An 18,034-nucleotide genomic window follows, 5' to 3' on the forward strand; every position below is an offset into this window, starting at 1 on the left:
ATCATGACGATCGACCAGCTCGACGCCCGGCTCATTGCCCTGCTGGCGGCGGAGCCCCGGCTGGGGGTGCTGGAGTGCTCACGGCGGCTCGGAGTGGCCAGGGGGACCGTGCAGGCGCGCCTCGACCGGCTGGTCGCCCGGGGGGTGGTCACCGGGTTCGGCCCGGACATCGCCCCGGCGGCGCTCGGCTACGACGTGACCGCGTTCGTGACCCTGCAGATCCGCCAGGTCAGCGGGCACGACCCGGTCTCCGACCAGCTCGCCGCCATCCCCGAGGTGCTGGAGGTGCACACGATCACCGGCGGCGACGACATGCACTGCCGGGTGGTGGCGCGCAGCAATGCCGACCTGCAGCGGGTAATTGACCTGATCGTCGACGTCCGGGGCGTGGTCAGGACCTCGTCGGTGATCGCCTTGGACACCCCTGTGCCATACCGTGTTCTGCCTTTGGTGGCCGATGTCCCGCGCAAGGGGAAGGGCTAGCCGTACCATGCCAAGCAGGGGCCAGACACCGTTATCCATCGTTTACCCTTAACGGTCCGCAACCGTCGGGGGTCGGCGGCGGGTCCTATCGGGGGGTCACGCGTGTTGAAAGGCGGGACGGGCAGTCCTGGAAGAAAGCTCCTGAGGATCACCCTCGTCGTCTTCGGCGCCGGGCTGTTCCTGGCGATCGTCCTGCTCGGGGTGGTGTGGGCGATCACCCCCATTCCCGACAGCACGCAGCCGAGGGCCACCGCGCAGGGGTCGGTGATCTACTACCGCGACGGCAAGACCGTGCTGGCCAGGCAGGGCGTCAACCGCAAGAGCGTGGCCCTCGACAAGGTGCCGCAGAGCCTGCGCAACGCGGTCATCGCCGCCGAGAACCGCTCCTTCTACGAGGACCAGGGCGTCTCCCTCTCGGGCACCTTCCGCGCCATGTGGTCCACGGTCAGCGGCCAGCAGCTCCAGGGCGGCTCCACGATCACCCAGCAGATGGTCCGCAACTACTACAGCGGCCTCAGCCAGGAACGGTCCATAATCAGGAAGCTCAAGGAGGTCATGATCTCCTTGAAGGTGGACCAGTCGAAGTCGAAGGACTGGGTGCTGGAGCAGTATCTCAACACGATCTACTTCGGCCGGGGGGCCGACGGGGTCCAGGCCGCCGCCGGGGCGTACTTCGGCAGGGACGTCAGCAAGCTCACCCTCGCCCAGGGCGCCTACCTCGCCGCGGTGATCCAGCAGCCCTCCAGGTTCGCCGACCCGCAGGGCCCCGACCTCTACGCGGCCAGGGACCGCTGGCGGTCGGTGATCGACGGGATGGTCGCCACCGGGGCCATCACCTCCCGGCAGGCCGCCGAGGTGACCTTCCCCACCCTCCGCAAGCCCAAGGCGATCTTCGCGCCCAAGGGGCAGGAGGGCTACATGCTCGACCAGGTGACGGCCGAGCTCAAGCAGCGGGGCTACACCGACGAGGTCATCAACCAGGGCGGGCTGAAGATCGTCTCGACCTTCGACAAGAACCTGATGGCCGCCGCCGAGCGGGCGGTCACCTCGGTCCTGCCGGAGGGCACCCCCAGGAAGGTCCGCACCGGGCTCGCCGCCGTCGACCCCGCCACCGGCGAGGTCGTGGCCTTCTACGGCGGCCGCAGCTACACCGCCAACAAGTTCGACAACTCCTTCTCGGCCAAGGTGCAGGCCGGGTCGACGTTCAAGGCCTACACGCTGGCCGCGGCCCTGGACAACGGCTTCGGCCTCGACACCAGGGTCGACGGCAACTCGCCGCTCCGGATCGCCTCCGCCGACATCCCCAACTCGGGCGGCTACTCCTACGGCGAGGTCAACCTCGTGAAGGCGACCCAGAGCTCGGTGAACACCGCGTTCGTCGACCTCGCCCAGAAGGTCGGCCTGAACAAGGTCGTCAAGCTCGCCGAGGAGGCCGGGATCCCCGAGGAGCAGCTCGCCCCGCACCGGGCCGCCGCCACGCTCCCGCTCGGCGTGGCCTCGGTGAGCGCCGTCCAGAACGCCTCCGGCTTCGCCTCCTTCGCCGCCGAGGGCGTCCACCGCGAGGCCCACGTGATCCGTTCGGTCACCGACGCCGAGGGCACGGTCGTCAAGAGCTCCACCAAGGGCAAACGCGCCTTCAGCGAGCAGGCCGCCATCGACGCCACGTACGCGCTGACCCAGGTCGTCGAGGCGGGGACCGGCTCCGGGGCCCGCCTCTACGACCGTCCCGTGGCGGGCAAGACGGGCACCACCGACGAGTCGGCGGCCGTGTGGTTCGCCGGGTTCACCCCGCAGCTGGCGGTGGCGGTCGACATGTTCCGCGACGACAACAAGCCGGTGACGGTGAACGGCAGCGCCCTGTACGGCGGCTCCTACCCCGCGCAGATCTGGCGGGCCTTCATGACCGAGGCGATGGAGGGCAAGCCGGTCAAGGAGTTCAAGGAGCCGTCCAACTACGGCTACTCCGACTCGTACGGCGGCTACGGCCCCGAGGACGACGAGTACGGCGACCCGCAGGGCGACGGCCAGGACAGGAGCACGCCCGGCCCCGAGGAGACGAGCACCCCCGACCCCGGCCAGAGCGCCACTCCCGAGCCGGGGACCCCGGGGCCCGACCAGCCTCCGGCCCCCGACGACCCCGGCCAGGGACCGGGCGGTCCCGGCGACGGCCCCGGCGGACGCGGCGACGAGGGCGGCCAGGGAGATCAGGGCGGCCAGGGGGGCGAGGACGGCGGCGACCGGGGCGGCAGGAACGGCGGCGACTTCGGCGTCGACGGCCTGGGCCGCACTCTCGGCGCCCCCGTCCGGGGCATCTGACAGGGGACGGGCGCGGTCACGCGGACGGCGGCCCCAGGCTCGGCGACGCTGTTCGGGGCGTCGGTCCTTCGGCCGTTATGGCGGTTCCCGGCCGGTCCGTGTTCAGGAGGGCGGCGCTGTTGAGGGTGACGGCCCCGGCCGGTTCGTCACGCGCCGCCCGTGAGTTCGGCGCGCAGGGCCGCCGGGGTGGTGACGGGCATCCTGCAGGTGAAGCCGCGGCACACGTAGGCCGCGGGCTCGCCGCCCACCAGGCCCCTGCCGGCCAGGAGCGGGACCTCCCCGGCACCGGCATCAGAACCGGCACCGGCGGAATCGGGCTCGCCGAGCGCCAGGACCAGGCCGGGCAGGGGTGACAGCAGGGCCTCCCTGTGCAGGGCCACCGTCGCCGGATCGCCCGCCGGGCCCACGATCGCGACCTCGATCGGGCCGGACAGCGCGGCCTGGGCCGCGGCCAGCCCCCATCCGGCGAACCGCGCGTGCTTGTCGGCCAGCACGGTGACCGTGCCCAGAGCCGCCTCGGCGGCCTCCCGGTGCCGGGCCGAGCCGGTCAGCGCGGCGTACGAGAGCAACGCGCCCGCGGCGGCGAACTGGCCGGACGGGGTGGCGTTGTCGGTCGCGTCCCGGGGGCGCTGGAAGAGCCGCTCGGCGTCGTCGGCGGTGTCGTAGAACCCGCCGGAGCCGTCGGAGAACCGCTCCAGGACGGCGTCGAGCAGCGCCTCGGCCCGCCGGAACCAGCGGACCTCCCCGGTCACCCCGTACAGGGCGAGCAGGCCCTCGGCGAGGTCGCCGTAGTCCTCCAGGACCCCGGCGTTGGTCCCCGCCCTGCCGTCGCGGGAGGTGCGCAGCAGCCGGTCGCCGTCCACGTGGAGCTCGTCGACCAGCACGGCCGCCGCGCGCGCGGCCTCGACGAGGTCGGGCCGCTCGAACAGGGCGCCGGTCTCCGCGAGGGCGGCGATCGCCAGGCCGTTCCAGGCGGCCACCACCTTGTCGTCCCGTCCAGGGCGCACCCGGCGGGCCCGCGCGGACAGCAGCGCGGAGCGGACCCGGGCGAACCGCTCGGCGTCGCCGGGACCGGGGTCGGCGAGGAGCTGCAGCACCGAGGTGCCGTGCTCGAACGTCCCGGTCACCTCGAACAGCTCGATCGCCCAGGGCCCGTCCTCCTCGCCGAGGACTTCGAGAAGCTCCTCACGGGTCCAGGCGTAGAACTTGCCCTCCACGCCCTCGCTGTCGGCGTCCAGGGCGGAGGCGAAGCCACCCTCGGGGGTGCGCATCTCGGCCAGCAGCCAGTCGGCCGTCTCCAGCGCGACCCTCCTGCCCAGGGCGGAGCCGGTGGAGCGCCACCAGTGCGCGTAGACCCGCAGGAGCAGGGCGTTGTCGTAGAGCATCTTCTCGAAGTGCGGAACCACCCACTCGGCGTCCACGCTGTAGCGGGCGAACCCCCCGCCGAGCTGGTCGTAGATGCCGCCCCGGGCCATGGCCTCCAGCGTCCGCCCGGCCATGACCGTCGCCGCCTCGGCGGTCGCCCGCCGCTCCTCGTCCTGGGTGGTCCCGAGGGCCGCCGCGCCGTACCGCAGCAGGAACTCCAGGGCCATCGACGGCGGGAACTTGGGCGCGCCGCCGAAGCCGCCGCGGACCGGGTCGAAGGAGTTGGCCAGGGTGTGTACGGCCCGGGTGAGCGTGTCCGGCGTGGGCAACGGCCCGGACGGCAGCGCCGACCGTTCGTTCAGCGCCTCCACGATCTTCGAGCCCTGCTCCAGCACGGCCTCCCGCTCCTCGGCCCAGGCGCCCGACACCCCGGCCAGCAGCCGCTGGAACTGCTGCCTGGGGAAGTACGTGCCGGTGTAGAAGGGGTGGCCCTCCGGGGTGGCGAAGACCGTCATCGGCCACCCGCCCTGGCCGGTCATGGCCTGGGTGGCGGCCATGTACACCGCGTCGACGTCCGGCCGCTCCTCGCGGTCGACCTTCACGTTGACGAAGTGCTCGTTCATCAACGCGGCCGTGGCCTGGTCCTCGAAGGACTCGTGGGCCATCACGTGGCACCAGTGGCACGCCGAGTAGCCGACGCTGATCAGCAGCGGCACGTTGCGCCGGACGGCCTCGGCGAACGCCGCCTCACCCCATTCGAACCATTCGACGGGGTTGTCCGCGTGCTGCAGCAGATAGGGGCTCGTCGCGTCCTTCAAGCGGTTCATAAAGACCCTTTCGCTCGTACGCGGCGCGTGGCTCTCCTCGCGGGGTGCGCGAAGGTCGCGCGTCGTGATTCTTCCCGCCCGATCCTTCTCACACTAAACCGAGGGAGGGAGGATGCCGTGTCCACGGGCGGGTGGCCGGACAAACCGGACGGACGGGTGGAGATTCGGCGGCGAGAGGGGGTGTGGTTGCCGAGATTTTAGCCACGGACGACGTACGCGGGTGCGTCGCTCCCGTACGGCCGCCGACGGCTCTGGTGGGGTTTGCTGGGGATCCCCGCCGGTGGGGCGCCCCTTTCCTCGGCGGGCGGCACGCGGCTTCGAACCGGCCCCGCCCGTACGTGAGGCGGACAGGACTGGCCGGGCGCGAGCCGGGCAGGAGGGGACCGTGATGACGAACAGGTCGGCCGAGAGGGGCGGAGCCGGGCGGATCGCCCTGCCCGGCACGGTTCTGGGCATCGGGCTGGGAGGGTTCGTCGACGGCATCCTGCTGCACCAGATCCTGCAGTGGCACCACATGCTGTCCAGCACCGACACCGACAACATCGGGGTGAGGTACTACCCGGTGGACACCGTCCCCGGGCTGCGGATGAACACGCTGTGGGACGGGCTGTTCCACGCGTTCACCTGGCTGGCGGTGCTGATCGGCCTCGGCCTGCTGTACTCGCGGGTCCTGCGCTCCCGCGGACGGGTGTGGAGATCGCGGGAGCTGTGGGGCTGGATCCTCGTCGGGTGGGGAGCGTTCAACCTGGTGGAGGGCGTCATCGATCATCACCTGCTGGGTGTCCACCACGTGCGTACCGGCCCGTACCAGCTCTGGTGGGACCTGGGATTCCTGCTCCTGGGCGTGCTGCTGATGATCGGCGGGTGGCTGCTGCAGCGCGGCGGCGGCCCCGGCCCGGTCGAGCTGTGTGACGAGAACGAGCGCGCCCCCGCCGCGCCGAGGCCATGATCGCCCTGGCGCACGAGGCCCACCGGCACGGCGCCGGCCCGGCGGGGGCGCTGCCGCTCGTCGTCCTGGCCGTGGCCGCGGGGGCGTACCTGCTGGCGGCGGCGCGGCGCGCTCGTGAGCCCAGGGGCTGGAGCCGGTGGCGGACGGCGGGTTTCGTCGCGGGCGTCGCGCTGGTCGCCGCCGCCGTGACCGGGCCCGTCGCCGCGTTCGCCGAGACGGATTTTCGCGGGCACATGCTGCAGCACCTGCTGATCGGCATGCTGGCGCCGCTGGGCCTGGTGCTGGGCGCCCCGGTGACGTTGCTGCTGCGCTCGCTGTCACCGGCCCGCGGGCGGCGCGTCGGCGCCCTGCTGCGCTCCCGGGCGGTGCACGTCCTGGCCGATCCGTGGGTCGCGCTGCTGCTCAGCGTGGGGGGCATGGTGGCGCTGTACTGCACCCCGCTGTACCGGCTCGTCTCCACCGGCGGGCTGCCGCACCACCTGACGCACGTGCACTTCCTGCTGGCCGGGTGCCTGTTCGCCTGGGTGATCGCCGGTCCTGACCCGGCGCCGCGACGCCCGCCGGTACCCCTCCGGCTGGTCGTGCTGGGGGTGGCGATCGCCGTACACGCCACGTTGTCGCAGCTGATGTACGCCGGGCTCGTCGTCGACGTGCCGGTGCCGGTCGCCCAGCTGCGCGGGGCCGCGGAGATCATGTACTACGGCGGCGACATCGCCGAGCTGCTGCTGGCCTTCGCGCTGGTGAGCACCTGGCGCCCGGTCAGGACCACCGCCCCGCGACGCGCGCGGGGCCTCGGGTGGGTGAGGTGACACCGGGCGGGAAGGTGTGTTCACCGCGCTTCCGGCGTAGGCTCACTGGGCGTGGATCTCGACTTCGTCTGTGTGCACGCCGGAAGGGCGGCTTCCGAGCTGACCCGGCGTGATGTTGCCCGCGCGCTGCTCGCCGTGCCGTCAGGAGTGGCGCTGGTGGCGCTGCCCGATCTGAGGCGGGCGATGCTGGCAGCGGGCAACCCGCTGTCGGTGCCCTTCTGGGACTCCGCGAAGGCGACGCTCAGCGCGATCGAGTCCGGCGGCGCGACCGTGGGGGACGTGCAGCGCTGGATGGAGTCCACGGGCACCGAGCCGCTCCTGCTCACCCCGAGCTTCTTCGTCTGGCCCGAGGAGGACGAGCGAGGGCCGGTCGGCGAGGAGATGTACCACGGGCTCGTCGCCTACCTGGAGGAACGGGTCGCCACCGGGGAGATCGACCCGGACGCGCTCGCCCGGGGCGACGAGCGGGCCAGGGAGGCCTACGCGGACCTCCAGGAGCGCTGGCTCACCGGCCCGCTGCCCGACGGGCGGATCCCCGGGACCGCGGTCTCCGACGAGCAGGACCAGGAGCTGTTCGCCGCCTGGGACGAGGAGGAGGCGTTCGCGCTGGCCGAGCTGCGGCGCATCCTGGCCGAGCTGCCCGAGCCCGAGCGGCCCGTCAGGGAGCTGCGGGCCGCGGCCACCCGGCTGCGCGAGGTGCTGGGCAGGCCCGGCTATCCCGGCAACGTGCTGCGGGCCTGCGCCGGGTACGAGGGGGAGCCGCTGCCGGCCGACGACGAGGAGCTCTGGCTGACCGTCACGGCGGGCATCGCGGGGCCGATCTCCGACCTGCCCGACGAGGAGGACAGGCCGGAGGTCTTCTCCGACCTGGACGGGGAGCTCAGCCACGAGGACTCGGTGCTGGCCGCCCTGTGCGCGATCCACCACGCCGACTGGCTGGCCGTGGTCGCCGCCCTGGCCAGGCGGGGGCCCGGGGTGCTGGCGTCGCCCGAGCGGATCGCCAGGCTCATCGCCGAGTCGGAGGACATCGACGTCGATCTGGACGAGCCGGAGGACCTGGAGGCGGCCGAGACGCTCTTCAGCTCGGTCACCCCGCTCTGGGCGTGCCTCGGGATCGTCGACAGGACCGAGGTCCTCACCTCGCTGGGCCGCTGGGGGCTGCCGAGGGCGCTGGAGCGCGCCTGGTCCTCGACGGACACCCTCGGCGACTGACCACGGGTCTCACCGTGAGGCGGGGCCGCGCGGCCGGCCCGTACGGGCCGGTCCGTAAGGGCAGGCCCGCGCGGTCAGCCCATGAGCGCGGTCAGCCTGTGAAGGCGGAGCCGTGTGGTGAGCCTGTGAAGGCGGAGTCACGCTCCCAGCCTGTGAAGGCGGAGCCGTGCGCTCAGGCTTCCTCTTCGAGGAGGTCGAGGTAGCCCTCGGGCACCAGGTCCCGGTACTCGGGATGGCGCCGGATGTAGCGGGCGACGAACGGGCAGAGCGGCACGACCGACCGGCCGGACGAGCGGCTCGCGTCGAGAGCCGCGGAGACCAGCCGGCCGCCCAGGCCCTTGCCCTCGTGCTCGGGGAGGATCTCGGTATGGGTGAAAATGATCTTCCCGGCGCGCAGGCGGTACCCGGCGAACCCGGCGACCTCGCCGTCCAGCAGGATCTCGAAGCGGAAGGCTTCGGGGTTGTCGGAAACCTCGGTGGCGTCGGCCATGCTCGTCCTCGCTCGTTGTCGGGGGTTTCGGCCCGGCCGATCCGCCCCCCGCGCGTGTCGCGCGGTGGCCGGTCAGAACCGTGGATCCGGCGAATCGGCGGATCCGGAGGGGCTCGGGGCTAGGGAGCGGTCGGCGTCGTCGTGGTGGTGGCGCCGTTGTCGTTCCGCTCCCTCAGCTCGGCCTCGGAGGGGACCTCGATCCGGGAGATCTGCTTCCTCATCGACTTGACCAGCAGGTAAAGGGCGAACCCCAGACCGGCCACGACGAGGAAGCCGATGAGACCCGGGCTGACGTCACCTTTGGTGACGGTGTCAAATGCAATCACACGTCAAGTTTGCCACCGCCACCCCATGGTCGCGTCAGTGGCAGGCGTGCGAGACCGTGTCGGCGGTGACCTCCGTGTGGACGCCCGTGAACAGGTCGTCCTCGGGAAGCTCGACGTCCACGAGCGAGCGGGCCAGGTGGTAGTCCTCGGTCGGCCAGATCTCACGCTGCAGGTCGCGCGGGCAGACGAACCAGAAGCCGTCCGGGTCGACCTGGGTGGCGTGCGCGAGCAGCGCCTCGTCGCGGAGCTCGAAGTAGTCGCCGCACGGGACGCGGGTGGTCACCGGCCACTTCTGCGGGCGGTCCTCCCAGCGGGAGATCCAGTCGGCGTACGGGGAGCCGATGCCGCGGGCGTTCATCGCCTCGTGCAGCGCCTCGAACCGGTCCTTGGTGAAACCCATGTGGTAGTAGAGCTTCAGGGGCTGCCAGGGCTCACCGGTGCCCGGGTAGCGGTCGGGGTCTCCGGCCGCCTCGAAGGCCTCCACCGAGACGCGGTTGGTCATGATGTGGTCGGGGTGGGGGTAGCCGCCGTCGTCGTCGTAGGTGAGGATCACGTGCGGCCTGAACTCGCGGACGGCCGCCACCAGCGGCGCCGAGGCGACCTCCAGCGGCTGCAGCGCGAAGCAGCCCTCGGGCAGCGGCTCGCTCTCGTCCTCCGGCAGGCCGGAGTCGACGAATCCCATGAAGCGCTGCCCCACGCCGAGGATCTCGCGGGCGCGCTCCATCTCCAGGCGCCGGACCTCGCCGATGTTCTCGAGGATCTCCGGGCGCTCCATCTTGGGGTTCAGGATCGACCCGCGCTCGCCTCCGGTGAGCGTACAGACCAGCACGTCCACGCCCTCGGCCACGTAGCGCGCCATGGTGGCGGCGCCCTTGCTCGACTCGTCGTCGGGATGCGCGTGAACGGCCATCAGCCTGAGCGGTGCACTCACGGGCTCGGTGTCTCCTTATGTCGGTCGCGCGTCGGATCGTCGTCGCTCGCCTCGCGGACGGCCTTCCCGGCCGTGTGTTCCGCTCCGCCAGACGTGGTTCCCCGCGCGCCCTCGGCTTACGTCACTCTAGGGAGAGGTTAGTTTCTCTTGGGCGGTCGCGAGGGCGAGGCCCCCGCAGGGGACAATTGTCTCGGATAACACCGAGGTAGTGCAGGGAGATTCCGTCATGGCCACCAGCGAAGCCGAGAAGGGCCGTCAGGACGGTCCCGTCCTCGGCACCCCGGGCGACTTTCCCGACCGCCCGGAGCGCAGGGGGCGCTTCGTCGTGCACGTCGTGATCGCGATCCTCTGCGCCGTCTGCGCCGGGGGATGGGGCTACGTGATGTGGGCGTCCAAGGGCAACACGGAGGTCATCGACCAGGTCGTCGCGTTCGATGCCAGTCGCGGCGATTCTTTGCAGATCACCTTCGAAGTGGTCAAACCATCCGATCGTGCGGCGCTCTGCCGCGTGCGGGCCACCGATGTCAACCACGTCGAGGTCGGTAGCAAGGAGGTCAATATTCCGGCTGGTGAGGGGTATGTTCGGCTTACCGAACGGCTAGAGACCAGTGCTCCATCCACTTCCGGCGATGTCCAGTACTGCTATCTCGTATAGTGAGACATTTGGGGAGGCGATCGAGGGGTTAACTTGTTAGCCTTTCGAGATTCGTTCGACCGTTACCCCCAGGCACCAAGCACGAAGCCCCCGAGGAAGCAAGGAGAACCCGTGGCCGACTCCCACAACGAGAGCGTCACCTGGCTCACTCAGGAGGCGTACGACCGCCTTAAGGCTGAGTTCGAGCACCTCTCGGGGCCCGGGCGCGTCGACATCGCCAAGAAGATCGAGGCGGCACGCGAAGAGGGCGACCTGAAGGAGAACGGCGGCTACCACGCCGCCAAGGACGAGCAGGGCAAGATGGAGGCCCGCATCTTCCACCTCCGCCAGATCCTGGACAGTGCCAAGGTCGGCGAGGCGCCCCGCACCGAGGGCGTGGTCGGCCCCGGAATGACGGTCACCGTCCGTTTCGAGGGCGACGACGAGGAGGTCGCCTTCCTGCTGGCCTCCCGCGAGGAGAGCGGCGCCCCGATCGACGTCTACTCACCCAAGTCGCCGCTCGGCGCGGCGATCAACGGCAAGAAGATCGGTGAGAAGGCGACCTACACGATGCCGAACGGCCGCTCCAACACCGTCGAGATCCTCGAGGCCGTGCCGTACATCGGCAACTGACCTCCGCAGACTCCGATCGATCCGCTGATCCGCCGGGACGGGTGTCCCGGCGGATTGCCGTGTGTCAGGAGATTTCATAGGGTTTCGCAAGTCTTGTGGCCATGTTGCACCATGTTGCAGATAGGGCGCTTTTCGATGGGTTTGCGTGCGTTGGAGGGCGGTCTGAGGCACCCTCGTAGGGCTGGAGTCCACGGGGAAGGGGAGATGTCGTGTTCGATCGGCGGCCACGTGTCTCCGACCTGATCCGGGAGGCCCGGCAGGACCTCGCCTACACCCCCCGTCTCCGCTACAGCCACCGCACCGCCCGCCTGATGAGGCGGGCCGTCCCGATCCTGGCCGTCCTGCTCGTCGGCCTGCTGGCCACCGGCCTGATGGTCTTCACCCAGATGCCGGAGGCCGAGCCGGAGACGATCACGATGCGCAGGTCCGTCGCCACCCTGCCGACCCAGGTGGCGAAGCCCGCCCAGGGCGCGCCGGCGGCGGAGCCGGTGGCGCCGCTCACCTCGATGCGGCGGCCGCACCTGTTCGTCGTCGCGCACCGGCCGCTCAGCGCGACCGTGGTCGCCAGGATCGCCCAGCTCTCCGGGGTACGGGCGGTGGAGCGCGCCGACGCCGCGGAGGTGGTCCTGGACGGCAAGCCGGTGCAGACGCTCGGGGTGAACCCCTCGACGTTCCGCGCGTACACCCCCAAGCCGACCGCCCGCTCCGACAGGCTCTGGCGGAACGTCTCGGCGGGCGAGGTCGCCGTCTCCTTCGTCCTGGGCAACGACGGGGGCATGCCCCTGGGCAAGACCTTCACCACCGCCGGGCGCAACCTGCGCGTCGGCGCCTACGCCACGATGGGCATGGGCGCCATCGACGCCGTGGTCTCCCGGCCGACCGCCCGCGCGCTGGGCATCCCGGAGAACAACGCGCTCGTGGTGAGCGCGCCGAAGGCCGACTCCGCGAGGCTGCGCCTCACCCTCCTGCGCGCCCTGCCCAAGGGGGCGCAGGTCGCGGTGATCAACCCGGTGCTGACGGCTCCGGGCAAGACCGCCGCGCAGACCCCCGCCAAGGCCGTGACCTGGTCCGCGAGCTCCTTCATGAGCGCCCCCCAGGTGACGACCGCGCTCACCGCCGCGATCGGCAAGCTCGGCCGCCCGTACGTGTGGGGCGCCGAGGGGCCGGACAGCTTCGACTGCTCGGGCCTGGTCCAGTGGGCGTACGCGCAGGCGGGGATCAAGGTGCCCCGGGTGACGCACCAGCAGTTCGTCTCCGGCCCCCAGATCCCGCTCGCCCAGGCCCAGCCCGGTGACCTGCTGTTCTGGCGGCACGACCCCACCAACCCCGGCTACGTCTCGCACGTGGCCATCTACTGGGGGGACGGCAAGATGCTGCACGCCCCCAGGACCGGAGACGTGGTCAAGCTCGTCCCCGTCACCACCCGCAACTTCGCCGGGGCCGTGCGGATCAGCCCCCAGGTCGCCGCCCGGGTCCGCTAGCCCGGGTCCGCTAGCCCGGGTCCGCCAGCCCGGGTCCGGCAGTCCGGCCCGCCAACCCGGGTACGTCAGCCCAGGTCCGCCGGCCAGGATCCGCCAGCCCGGGTCCGGCAGTCCGGCCCGCCAACCCGGGTACGTCAGCCCAGGTCCGCCGGCCAGGGCCCGCCAGCCCTGGCCCGCCGGTCCGGATCCGTCGGCCCGGGGTGTCGGCCCGCGTCCCTTCCCGTTCGGCGGACGTCGCCTCGTGGTCCCGCCCGGCGAAGCGCCCGGCGGGTCCTCGCCTTCTCGTGCCCGTGCACCCCTCCTGCGCCGTACGATGCTCTGGCTTCGTCAGATGAAGCGTTGTAATCTGAATTACATGGAAAACGACGAAGCGGTGGCGAAGCTGCGCGGATGGTTCTCGGGGAGGCTGCCCGAGGAGTGGTTCGAGGGCGGGGTCGAGATCGTGCTGGACCGCGAGGAGATCGCGGTGGTCGGCAGGCTCCGGGCTCCCGCGCTCGGTGACGACGTCTCGGAGGTGGAGCGTTCCGCCGCCATGGAGGGCGGCATCCTGAGGTTCCGCGAGGAGAGCAGGGAGCGACGCGTCGAGATCGCGCTGGAGGCCGAGCGCCGCTTCCGCAGGAAGGTCTCCTGGGGGGTCGCCGTCGGCGACGAGAAAGTGATGTTCACCACACTCTCGGTGCCCGTGATGACCCGGCTCAAGCAGTCGGAGCGTCAGGTGCTCGACACCCTCGTCGCGGCGGGAGTGGCCCGCAGCCGCAGTGACGCGCTCGCCTGGTGCGTGCGTCTGGTGGGCAACCACACCGACACCTGGCTGGCGGATCTGCGGGACGCGCTCCAGCACGTCGACCGCGTACGGGCGGCGGGCCCGGACATGAATTCCTGAGCCTGAGCGGCGGAAATGGTCGACAAATTGGTCTGAACCTGTCTCCTGATTGGTTTAGACCTTTCTCGATGGCCTATACCACTGCCGGGACGGCTTTTTTAGATTCACTTCTTTTGGGTAGGGGTTTTAAAACCTTGCGTCTCCTGCCTGGCCATACGCCGTCGGGGACGTCGAGCCCGGAGCGTCGTGACGCGCGATCGTGCTAATTCACTGGTCTACGCCAATTGGATTGGACACCGCTCGTTCGTCAATGATGTTTTGGCCCGGAGAAGTGTAAAGGAGCCCCAGTAGTGTCCGTTACCGTAGATGTCACCGCCGTCAGCCCGACCAGCCACGAGGAACTCGCCGGGTGGGTCAAGGAGATCGCCGAGCTGACCCGGCCGGACCGGATCGAATGGTGCGACGGCTCCGAGGCCGAATGGACCCGCCTGACGAATCTGCTGGTCGAGCAGGGCACGTTCACGCGCCTGGCCAAGCGGCAGAACAGCTTCCACGCCACCTCCGACCCGAGCGACGTCGCCAGGGTCGAGGACCGGACCTACATCTGTTCCGAGCGCGAGGAGGACGCGGGACCGACCAACAACTGGATCGCCCCCGCCGAGATGCGCCGTACCTTCGGCGAGATCTTCGAGGGCAGCATGCGCGGCCGGACGATGTACGTGGTGCCGTTCTGCATGGGCCCCCTGGGCGGCGAGATCTCCCAGCTCGGCGTGGAGATCACCGACTCGCCGTACGTGGTCGTGTCCATGCGCGTCATGACCCGCATGGGCGACGAGGCCCTGCGGCTCATCGAGGAGCGCGGCGGCTACGTCAAGGCCGTCCACTCGGTCGGCGCCCCGCTGGAGCCCGGCCAGGACGACGTGCCGTGGCCGTGCAACCCCACCAAGTACATCAGCCACTTCCCCGAGACCCGCGAGATCTGGTCCTACGGTTCCGGGTACGGCGGCAACGCCCTGCTCGGCAAGAAGTGCTACGCCCTGCGCATCGCCGGCACGATGGCCCGCGACGAGGGCTGGCTGGCCGAGCACATGCTCATCCTCAAGGTCACCCCGCCCGCCGGAGAGACACGCTACGTCGCGGCGGCCTTCCCGAGCGCCTGCGGGAAGACGAACCTCGCCATGCTCCAGCCGACCCTTCCCGGATGGAAGGTCGAGACGATCGGCGACGACATCGCCTGGATGCGCTTCGGCGACGACGGGCGGCTGCGCGCCATCAACCCCGAGGCGGGTTTCTTCGGCGTCGCCCCCGGAACCGGCGAGTCCACCAACGCCAACGCGATCAGGACGCTCTGGGGCAACAGCATCTTCACCAACGTCGCCCTCACCGACGACGGCGACGTGTGGTGGGAGGGGCTCACCGACGAGCCCCCGGCGCACCTGACCGACTGGAAGGGCCGCGACTGGACGCCGGAGTCCGGCGAGCCCGCCGCGCACCCCAACGCCCGCTTCACGGTCCCGGCCGCGCAGTGCCCGACGATCGCCCCCGAGTGGCAGGACCCCGCGGGGGTGCCGATCTCCGCGATCCTGTTCGGCGGGCGCCGGGCCAGCGCGGTCCCCCTGGTGACGGAGTCGACGAGCTGGCAGCACGGCGTCTTCGTGGGGGCCAACATCGCCTCGGAGAAGACCGCCGCCGCCGAGGGCAAGGTCGGCGAGCTGCGCCGGGACCCGTTCGCGATGCTGCCCTTCTGCGGCTACAACATGGGCGACTACTTCGCCCACTGGCTCAGGATCGGCCGGCGCGAGAACGCCCGGCTGCCGCGCATCTACTACGTGAACTGGTTCCGCAAGGACGACCGGGGCAGGTTCATCTGGCCCGGCTTCGGCGAGAACACCCGCGTGCTCAAGTGGATCGTCGACCGCCTCAACGGCCAGGCTGAGGCGGTACGGACCCCCATCGGCCTGCTCCCCGCCAAGCTCGACACCGACGGCCTCGACGTCTCCGACGAGGACATGCGGACGCTGCTGAGCGTCGACGAGGACATCTGGCGGCAGGAGGCCTCGCTCATGCCCGCCTTCTTCGAGACCTTCGGCGACCACCTGCCCAAGGAACTCTGGGAGGAGTACGAGGCCCTCGTCGCCCGCCTGGGCTGAGTGCCGGGCCCCGGGGAGCACCGGTGCCCTGGATCGAGCACCGGGTCATGGGGCGAGCACCGGGTCATGGGTTGAGCGCTGCGTCCTGGATCGAGCACCGCCCCCGGCCGCGCCGGAGGCCCGGAGGCGGTGCCCCGCCGACGCGCTGTACGAGATCCACCAGTCACCGCCCTCCGCCGCGCCGGAGGGCGGTGACTCGCATTTCGCCTGGTGACCGACATCTCACCGGGTCGCCGTCGAAGTCGGGTAAAACTTCTGCCAGGCTGTGCGCGTCTACCTGGGTACACGGGACCTCACTCCTGTGACTCACCTTCCCCCCCAAGGAGGCGGACATGGGGTTCCCGCTGTTCGTCATCGTCCTCGCCGTCGGCCTGGTCATCCTCTCCACGGCCCTCACGGTGCGCCGCGAGCACCGCCGGGTCCGCTCGGCCATGGTCGGCCACTACGGCGGGCCGCCGAACCCGTACGAGCTCGCCTATCTCTCCGGCGGGCCGCGCCGGGTGATCAACACCGCGCTCGGCGTGCTGGCCAGGGCCGGGGCGATCCGGATCTCGCGCGGCGGCCAGGCCAGCCTGGTCGCCGGGTCCCGGCCGTCCCCCGACCCGATCGAGTACGCCGTCATGGAGTCGCTCCACCAGCGCGGGGGCTCGGCCCCCGTGGACGAGGTCCGTCGCGCGGTGGCCGAGGGGCAGAGCGTCGACGGCCTGCGCTACCGGCTGCTGGGGCTCGGCCTGCTCGTGCCCGAGGGGGCGCTCGACCACGCGCAGATGCTGCTGAGCAGGCTCCAGATCGCCTCGCTCGTCGAGGTGGTCGTCGTGGCGGGCATCCTGCTCGCGGGAGCCACCGGCGGGTTCGGCACCTTCGCGCTGCTGGTGGGCATGGTCTCGGCGATCGGCGGTTTCTCCGTCTACACGCGGCAGAAGCGGGCCCTGCGCGACGCCCTGAGCCACGCCGGTCACCAGGTGCTCACCTCCGCCCGCGGAACCTACGTGCGGGGCGCCCGCCCCTTCGCGCCCGACCTGGCCTTCGCCGTCGGCATACCCGTCGCCCTGTACGGCCTGGGCGAGCTCAACGAGCCGGGCCTGGAGGAGGAACTGCAGCGGCAGGGCAGCGGTTCGAGCGGCTGCGCCTCGGGCGCCTGCGGCGGCGGTTCGAGCTCGGGGGACGGTGCCTCCTTCGGCGGTGGCGGTGACTTCGGCTCCGGCGGCTGGGGCGGGTCGAGCGACGGTGGCGGGTCGGGTGACGGCGGCGGCGGATCCAGCTGCGGTGGCGGCGGGTGCGGTGGCGGAGGTGGTTGCGGTGGCTGAGCGGCACCGGAGCCCGGCGGCGACCGGACACGCCGGGGATGTGGTGGTGGCCGGGCGGGGGAGCCTGTGATGGCGGCCGACCTCCCGGCGCTGGGGGTCGGCATCGGCTGGCGGCCGGAGATCGACCTGACCGTGGAGCGGTTGCCCGGGGTCGACTTCGTCGAGGTCATCGCCGAGAACGTCAACCCCGCCAGGCTCCCGGAGTCGCTGCGGGTGCTCCGCGGCCGTGGGGTCCCGGTGATCCCGCACGGTGTCGGGCTGGGCGTCGGCGGCGCCGAGCCCCCCGACCCGCGGCGGCTGGCGCACCTGGCCGACTGCGCCCGCGCCCTGGACGCGCCGCTGGTCAGCGAGCATCTCGCCTTCGTACGGGCGGGCGGGATGGAGGCCGGGCACCTGCTTCCGGTCCCGCGCACCCGGGATGCGCTCTCCGTCGTCGCCGAGAACGTGCGGCGGGCCCAGGAGGCGCTTCCCGTACCGCTGGCCCTGGAGAACGTCGCGGCGCTGTTCGGCTGGCCGGAGGACGAGATGACCGAGGCCGACTTCCTCGGCGAGCTGGTGGAGATGACCGGCGTCGGGCTCCTGGTCGACGTGGCGAACCTCTACACGAACCAGATCAACCTGGGCCTGTCGGCCACCGCCGCGCTGGACGGCCTGCCGCTGTCCGAGCTGGCCTACGTCCACGTCGCCGGAGGCCACTCCCATCAGGGGGTGTGGCACGACACCCATACCGCCCACGTCCCGCAGGACGTGCTGGACATCCTCTCCGAGCTGTGCGCCCGGGTCGATCCGCCCGGTGTGCTGCTCGAATGGGACGACGACTATCCCAGCGACGGCGCCCTGGAGGGGGAGCTCGGCCGCATCCGCGGCGCGATGGCCCGTGTCTGACGACGCGGCCCGCGACGCGACGCCCGAGGGGGACGCGGCGCGTGCGGCGCTGGCCAGGGCTCAGGAGGCTCTGGTGGCGGCCCTGGTGGCCGGGCGGGAGGCGCCCCAGGGGTTCGACCGGGAGCGGTTGCGGATCCAGGAGGCCGGTCTGATCTCCAAGCGGCGCAGGACGGTGGCCAGGCTGCGACCCGACCTGGTCGCGCTGCTCGGCGACGGTTTCGCCGGGGAGTTCGACGCGTACGCGAGGGGCCGTCCCAAGCCGCCGGGCGGCTCCCACGCCGACGCCCGTGACTTCGCCGACCGCCTCCGCGTGGCGGGACGGCTGCCGGAGGAGCCCGTGAGCCCCGAGCCGGGCCCCGCGCCCCGCCGGTGGTCGATCTTCGGCCGCCGGCGCTGAACCGGATGCCGCCGGA

General features: G+C 71.5%; 17 protein-coding genes. 13 read left to right on the top strand and 4 right to left on the bottom strand.

Translation table 11 applies throughout. From position 1 onward, the window contains the following. Positions 1 to 3: 3 nt before the first annotated feature. Together ACFYWM_RS06870 and ACFYWM_RS06875 are read left to right on the top strand one after the other, a co-directional pair. Positions 4 to 483, top strand: coding sequence for an Lrp/AsnC family transcriptional regulator (locus ACFYWM_RS06870; RefSeq protein ID WP_389909740.1), 480 nt, complete (start codon positions 4 to 6; stop codon positions 481 to 483). Between the two features lie 102 nt (positions 484 to 585). After that, entirely contained in the window at positions 586 to 2,799 is a 2,214-nt protein-coding gene (locus ACFYWM_RS06875) for a transglycosylase domain-containing protein (protein WP_389909743.1), read from the top strand. A 146-nt stretch (positions 2,800 to 2,945) separates the two neighbouring features. Here ACFYWM_RS06875 and ACFYWM_RS06880 read toward each other — a convergent pair whose 3' ends face one another. After that, positions 2,946 to 4,991, bottom strand: coding sequence for a thioredoxin domain-containing protein (locus ACFYWM_RS06880; RefSeq protein ID WP_389909746.1), 2,046 nt, complete (start codon positions 4,989 to 4,991; stop codon positions 2,946 to 2,948). A gap of 388 nt (positions 4,992 to 5,379) precedes the next feature. Between ACFYWM_RS06880 and ACFYWM_RS06885 the strand changes: the two genes are divergently transcribed. From ACFYWM_RS06885 to ACFYWM_RS06895, 3 genes are read left to right on the top strand one after another with little or no spacing between them, the layout of a single operon-like run. Continuing rightward, positions 5,380 to 5,940 carry a DUF2243 domain-containing protein gene (locus ACFYWM_RS06885; protein WP_389909749.1) on the top strand — a complete coding sequence of 187 codons (561 nt, stop codon included), beginning with the start codon at positions 5,380 to 5,382 and terminating at the stop codon, positions 5,938 to 5,940. Beyond that, positions 5,937 to 6,749 (top strand): cytochrome c oxidase assembly protein, encoded by an 813-nt coding sequence (locus tag ACFYWM_RS06890; RefSeq protein ID WP_389909751.1) that lies wholly within the window; start codon positions 5,937 to 5,939, stop codon positions 6,747 to 6,749. The genes ACFYWM_RS06885 and ACFYWM_RS06890 overlap by 4 nt, the downstream gene beginning before the upstream one ends. 51 nt (positions 6,750 to 6,800) lie before the next feature. Beyond that, on the top strand, positions 6,801 to 7,961 hold the full coding sequence (locus ACFYWM_RS06895; RefSeq protein WP_389909754.1) for a hypothetical protein: 1,161 nt from the start codon (positions 6,801 to 6,803) through the stop codon (positions 7,959 to 7,961). A 172-nt stretch (positions 7,962 to 8,133) separates the two neighbouring features. On the opposite strand, the gene ACFYWM_RS06900 is transcribed toward ACFYWM_RS06895, so the two are convergent. The 3 genes from ACFYWM_RS06900 to mca all read right to left on the bottom strand — a co-directional run bounded on the left by ACFYWM_RS06900 (position 8,134) and on the right by mca (position 9,708). After that, a complete protein-coding gene (locus ACFYWM_RS06900) occupies positions 8,134 to 8,451 on the bottom strand; it encodes a GNAT family N-acetyltransferase (RefSeq protein WP_389909757.1) in 318 nt (105 codons plus the stop codon). A 119-nt stretch (positions 8,452 to 8,570) separates the two neighbouring features. After that, entirely contained in the window at positions 8,571 to 8,777 is a 207-nt protein-coding gene (locus tag ACFYWM_RS06905) for a hypothetical protein (protein WP_389909760.1), read from the bottom strand. 34 nt (positions 8,778 to 8,811) lie between these two features. Then, a complete protein-coding gene (gene mca / locus ACFYWM_RS06910) occupies positions 8,812 to 9,708 on the bottom strand; it encodes a mycothiol conjugate amidase Mca (protein ID WP_389909763.1) in 897 nt (298 codons plus the stop codon). 226 nt (positions 9,709 to 9,934) lie between these two features. Between mca and ACFYWM_RS06915 the strand changes: the two genes are divergently transcribed. The 8 genes from ACFYWM_RS06915 (at position 9,935) to ACFYWM_RS06950 (ending at position 18,018) form a co-directional block, all read left to right on the top strand. Further along, positions 9,935 to 10,363 carry a DUF4307 domain-containing protein gene (locus tag ACFYWM_RS06915; RefSeq protein WP_389909766.1) on the top strand — a complete coding sequence of 143 codons (429 nt, stop codon included), beginning with the start codon at positions 9,935 to 9,937 and terminating at the stop codon, positions 10,361 to 10,363. Between the two features lie 111 nt (positions 10,364 to 10,474). Further along, positions 10,475 to 10,975: a transcription elongation factor GreA gene (gene greA / locus ACFYWM_RS06920; protein ID WP_389909768.1), complete on the top strand. Its 501-nt coding sequence runs from the start codon at positions 10,475 to 10,477 to the stop codon at positions 10,973 to 10,975. A 209-nt stretch (positions 10,976 to 11,184) separates the two neighbouring features. Beyond that, positions 11,185 to 12,456, top strand: a complete 1,272-nt coding sequence (locus ACFYWM_RS06925; RefSeq protein WP_389909771.1) for a C40 family peptidase — start codon at positions 11,185 to 11,187, stop codon at positions 12,454 to 12,456. Between the two features lie 355 nt (positions 12,457 to 12,811). Further along, entirely contained in the window at positions 12,812 to 13,339 is a 528-nt protein-coding gene (locus tag ACFYWM_RS06930; protein ID WP_389909773.1) for a hypothetical protein, read from the top strand. Positions 13,340 to 13,629: 290 nt separating this feature from the next. Next, complete coding sequence (locus ACFYWM_RS06935; RefSeq protein ID WP_389909775.1) at positions 13,630 to 15,429, top strand: phosphoenolpyruvate carboxykinase (GTP); 1,800 nt, start codon at positions 13,630 to 13,632, stop codon at positions 15,427 to 15,429. Between the two features lie 332 nt (positions 15,430 to 15,761). Beyond that, positions 15,762 to 16,736, top strand: coding sequence for a TIGR04222 domain-containing membrane protein (locus ACFYWM_RS06940; protein ID WP_389909778.1), 975 nt, complete (start codon positions 15,762 to 15,764; stop codon positions 16,734 to 16,736). Between the two features lie 69 nt (positions 16,737 to 16,805). Continuing rightward, positions 16,806 to 17,621, top strand: coding sequence for a DUF692 family multinuclear iron-containing protein (locus ACFYWM_RS06945; RefSeq protein ID WP_389909781.1), 816 nt, complete (start codon positions 16,806 to 16,808; stop codon positions 17,619 to 17,621). Beyond that, positions 17,614 to 18,018: a hypothetical protein gene (locus ACFYWM_RS06950; protein ID WP_389909784.1), complete on the top strand. Its 405-nt coding sequence runs from the start codon at positions 17,614 to 17,616 to the stop codon at positions 18,016 to 18,018. The genes ACFYWM_RS06945 and ACFYWM_RS06950 overlap by 8 nt, the downstream gene beginning before the upstream one ends. Positions 18,019 to 18,034: the final 16 nt, after the last annotated feature.

It is taken from the genome of Streptosporangium sp. NPDC002721 (assembly GCF_042888905.1).
Classification (GTDB): Bacteria; Actinomycetota; Actinomycetes; order Streptosporangiales; family Streptosporangiaceae; genus Streptosporangium.

What these genes read in the sequence shown, in the direction of transcription:
- ACFYWM_RS06870 (WP_389909740.1), top strand. Translation starts at nt 4, where the DNA reads ATGACGATCGACCAGCTCGACGCCCGGCTCATTGCCCTGCTGGCGGCG.
- ACFYWM_RS06880 (WP_389909746.1), bottom strand. Translation starts at nt 4,991, where the DNA reads ATGAACCGCTTGAAGGACGCGACGAGCCCCTATCTGCTGCAGCACGCG.
- ACFYWM_RS06885 (WP_389909749.1), top strand. Translation starts at nt 5,380, where the DNA reads ATGACGAACAGGTCGGCCGAGAGGGGCGGAGCCGGGCGGATCGCCCTG.
- ACFYWM_RS06890 (WP_389909751.1), top strand. Translation starts at nt 5,937, where the DNA reads ATGATCGCCCTGGCGCACGAGGCCCACCGGCACGGCGCCGGCCCGGCG.
- ACFYWM_RS06900 (WP_389909757.1), bottom strand. Translation starts at nt 8,451, where the DNA reads ATGGCCGACGCCACCGAGGTTTCCGACAACCCCGAAGCCTTCCGCTTC.
- ACFYWM_RS06915 (WP_389909766.1), top strand. Translation starts at nt 9,935, where the DNA reads ATGGCCACCAGCGAAGCCGAGAAGGGCCGTCAGGACGGTCCCGTCCTC.
- ACFYWM_RS06930 (WP_389909773.1), top strand. Translation starts at nt 12,812, where the DNA reads ATGGAAAACGACGAAGCGGTGGCGAAGCTGCGCGGATGGTTCTCGGGG.
- ACFYWM_RS06940 (WP_389909778.1), top strand. Translation starts at nt 15,762, where the DNA reads ATGGGGTTCCCGCTGTTCGTCATCGTCCTCGCCGTCGGCCTGGTCATC.
- ACFYWM_RS06945 (WP_389909781.1), top strand. Translation starts at nt 16,806, where the DNA reads ATGGCGGCCGACCTCCCGGCGCTGGGGGTCGGCATCGGCTGGCGGCCG.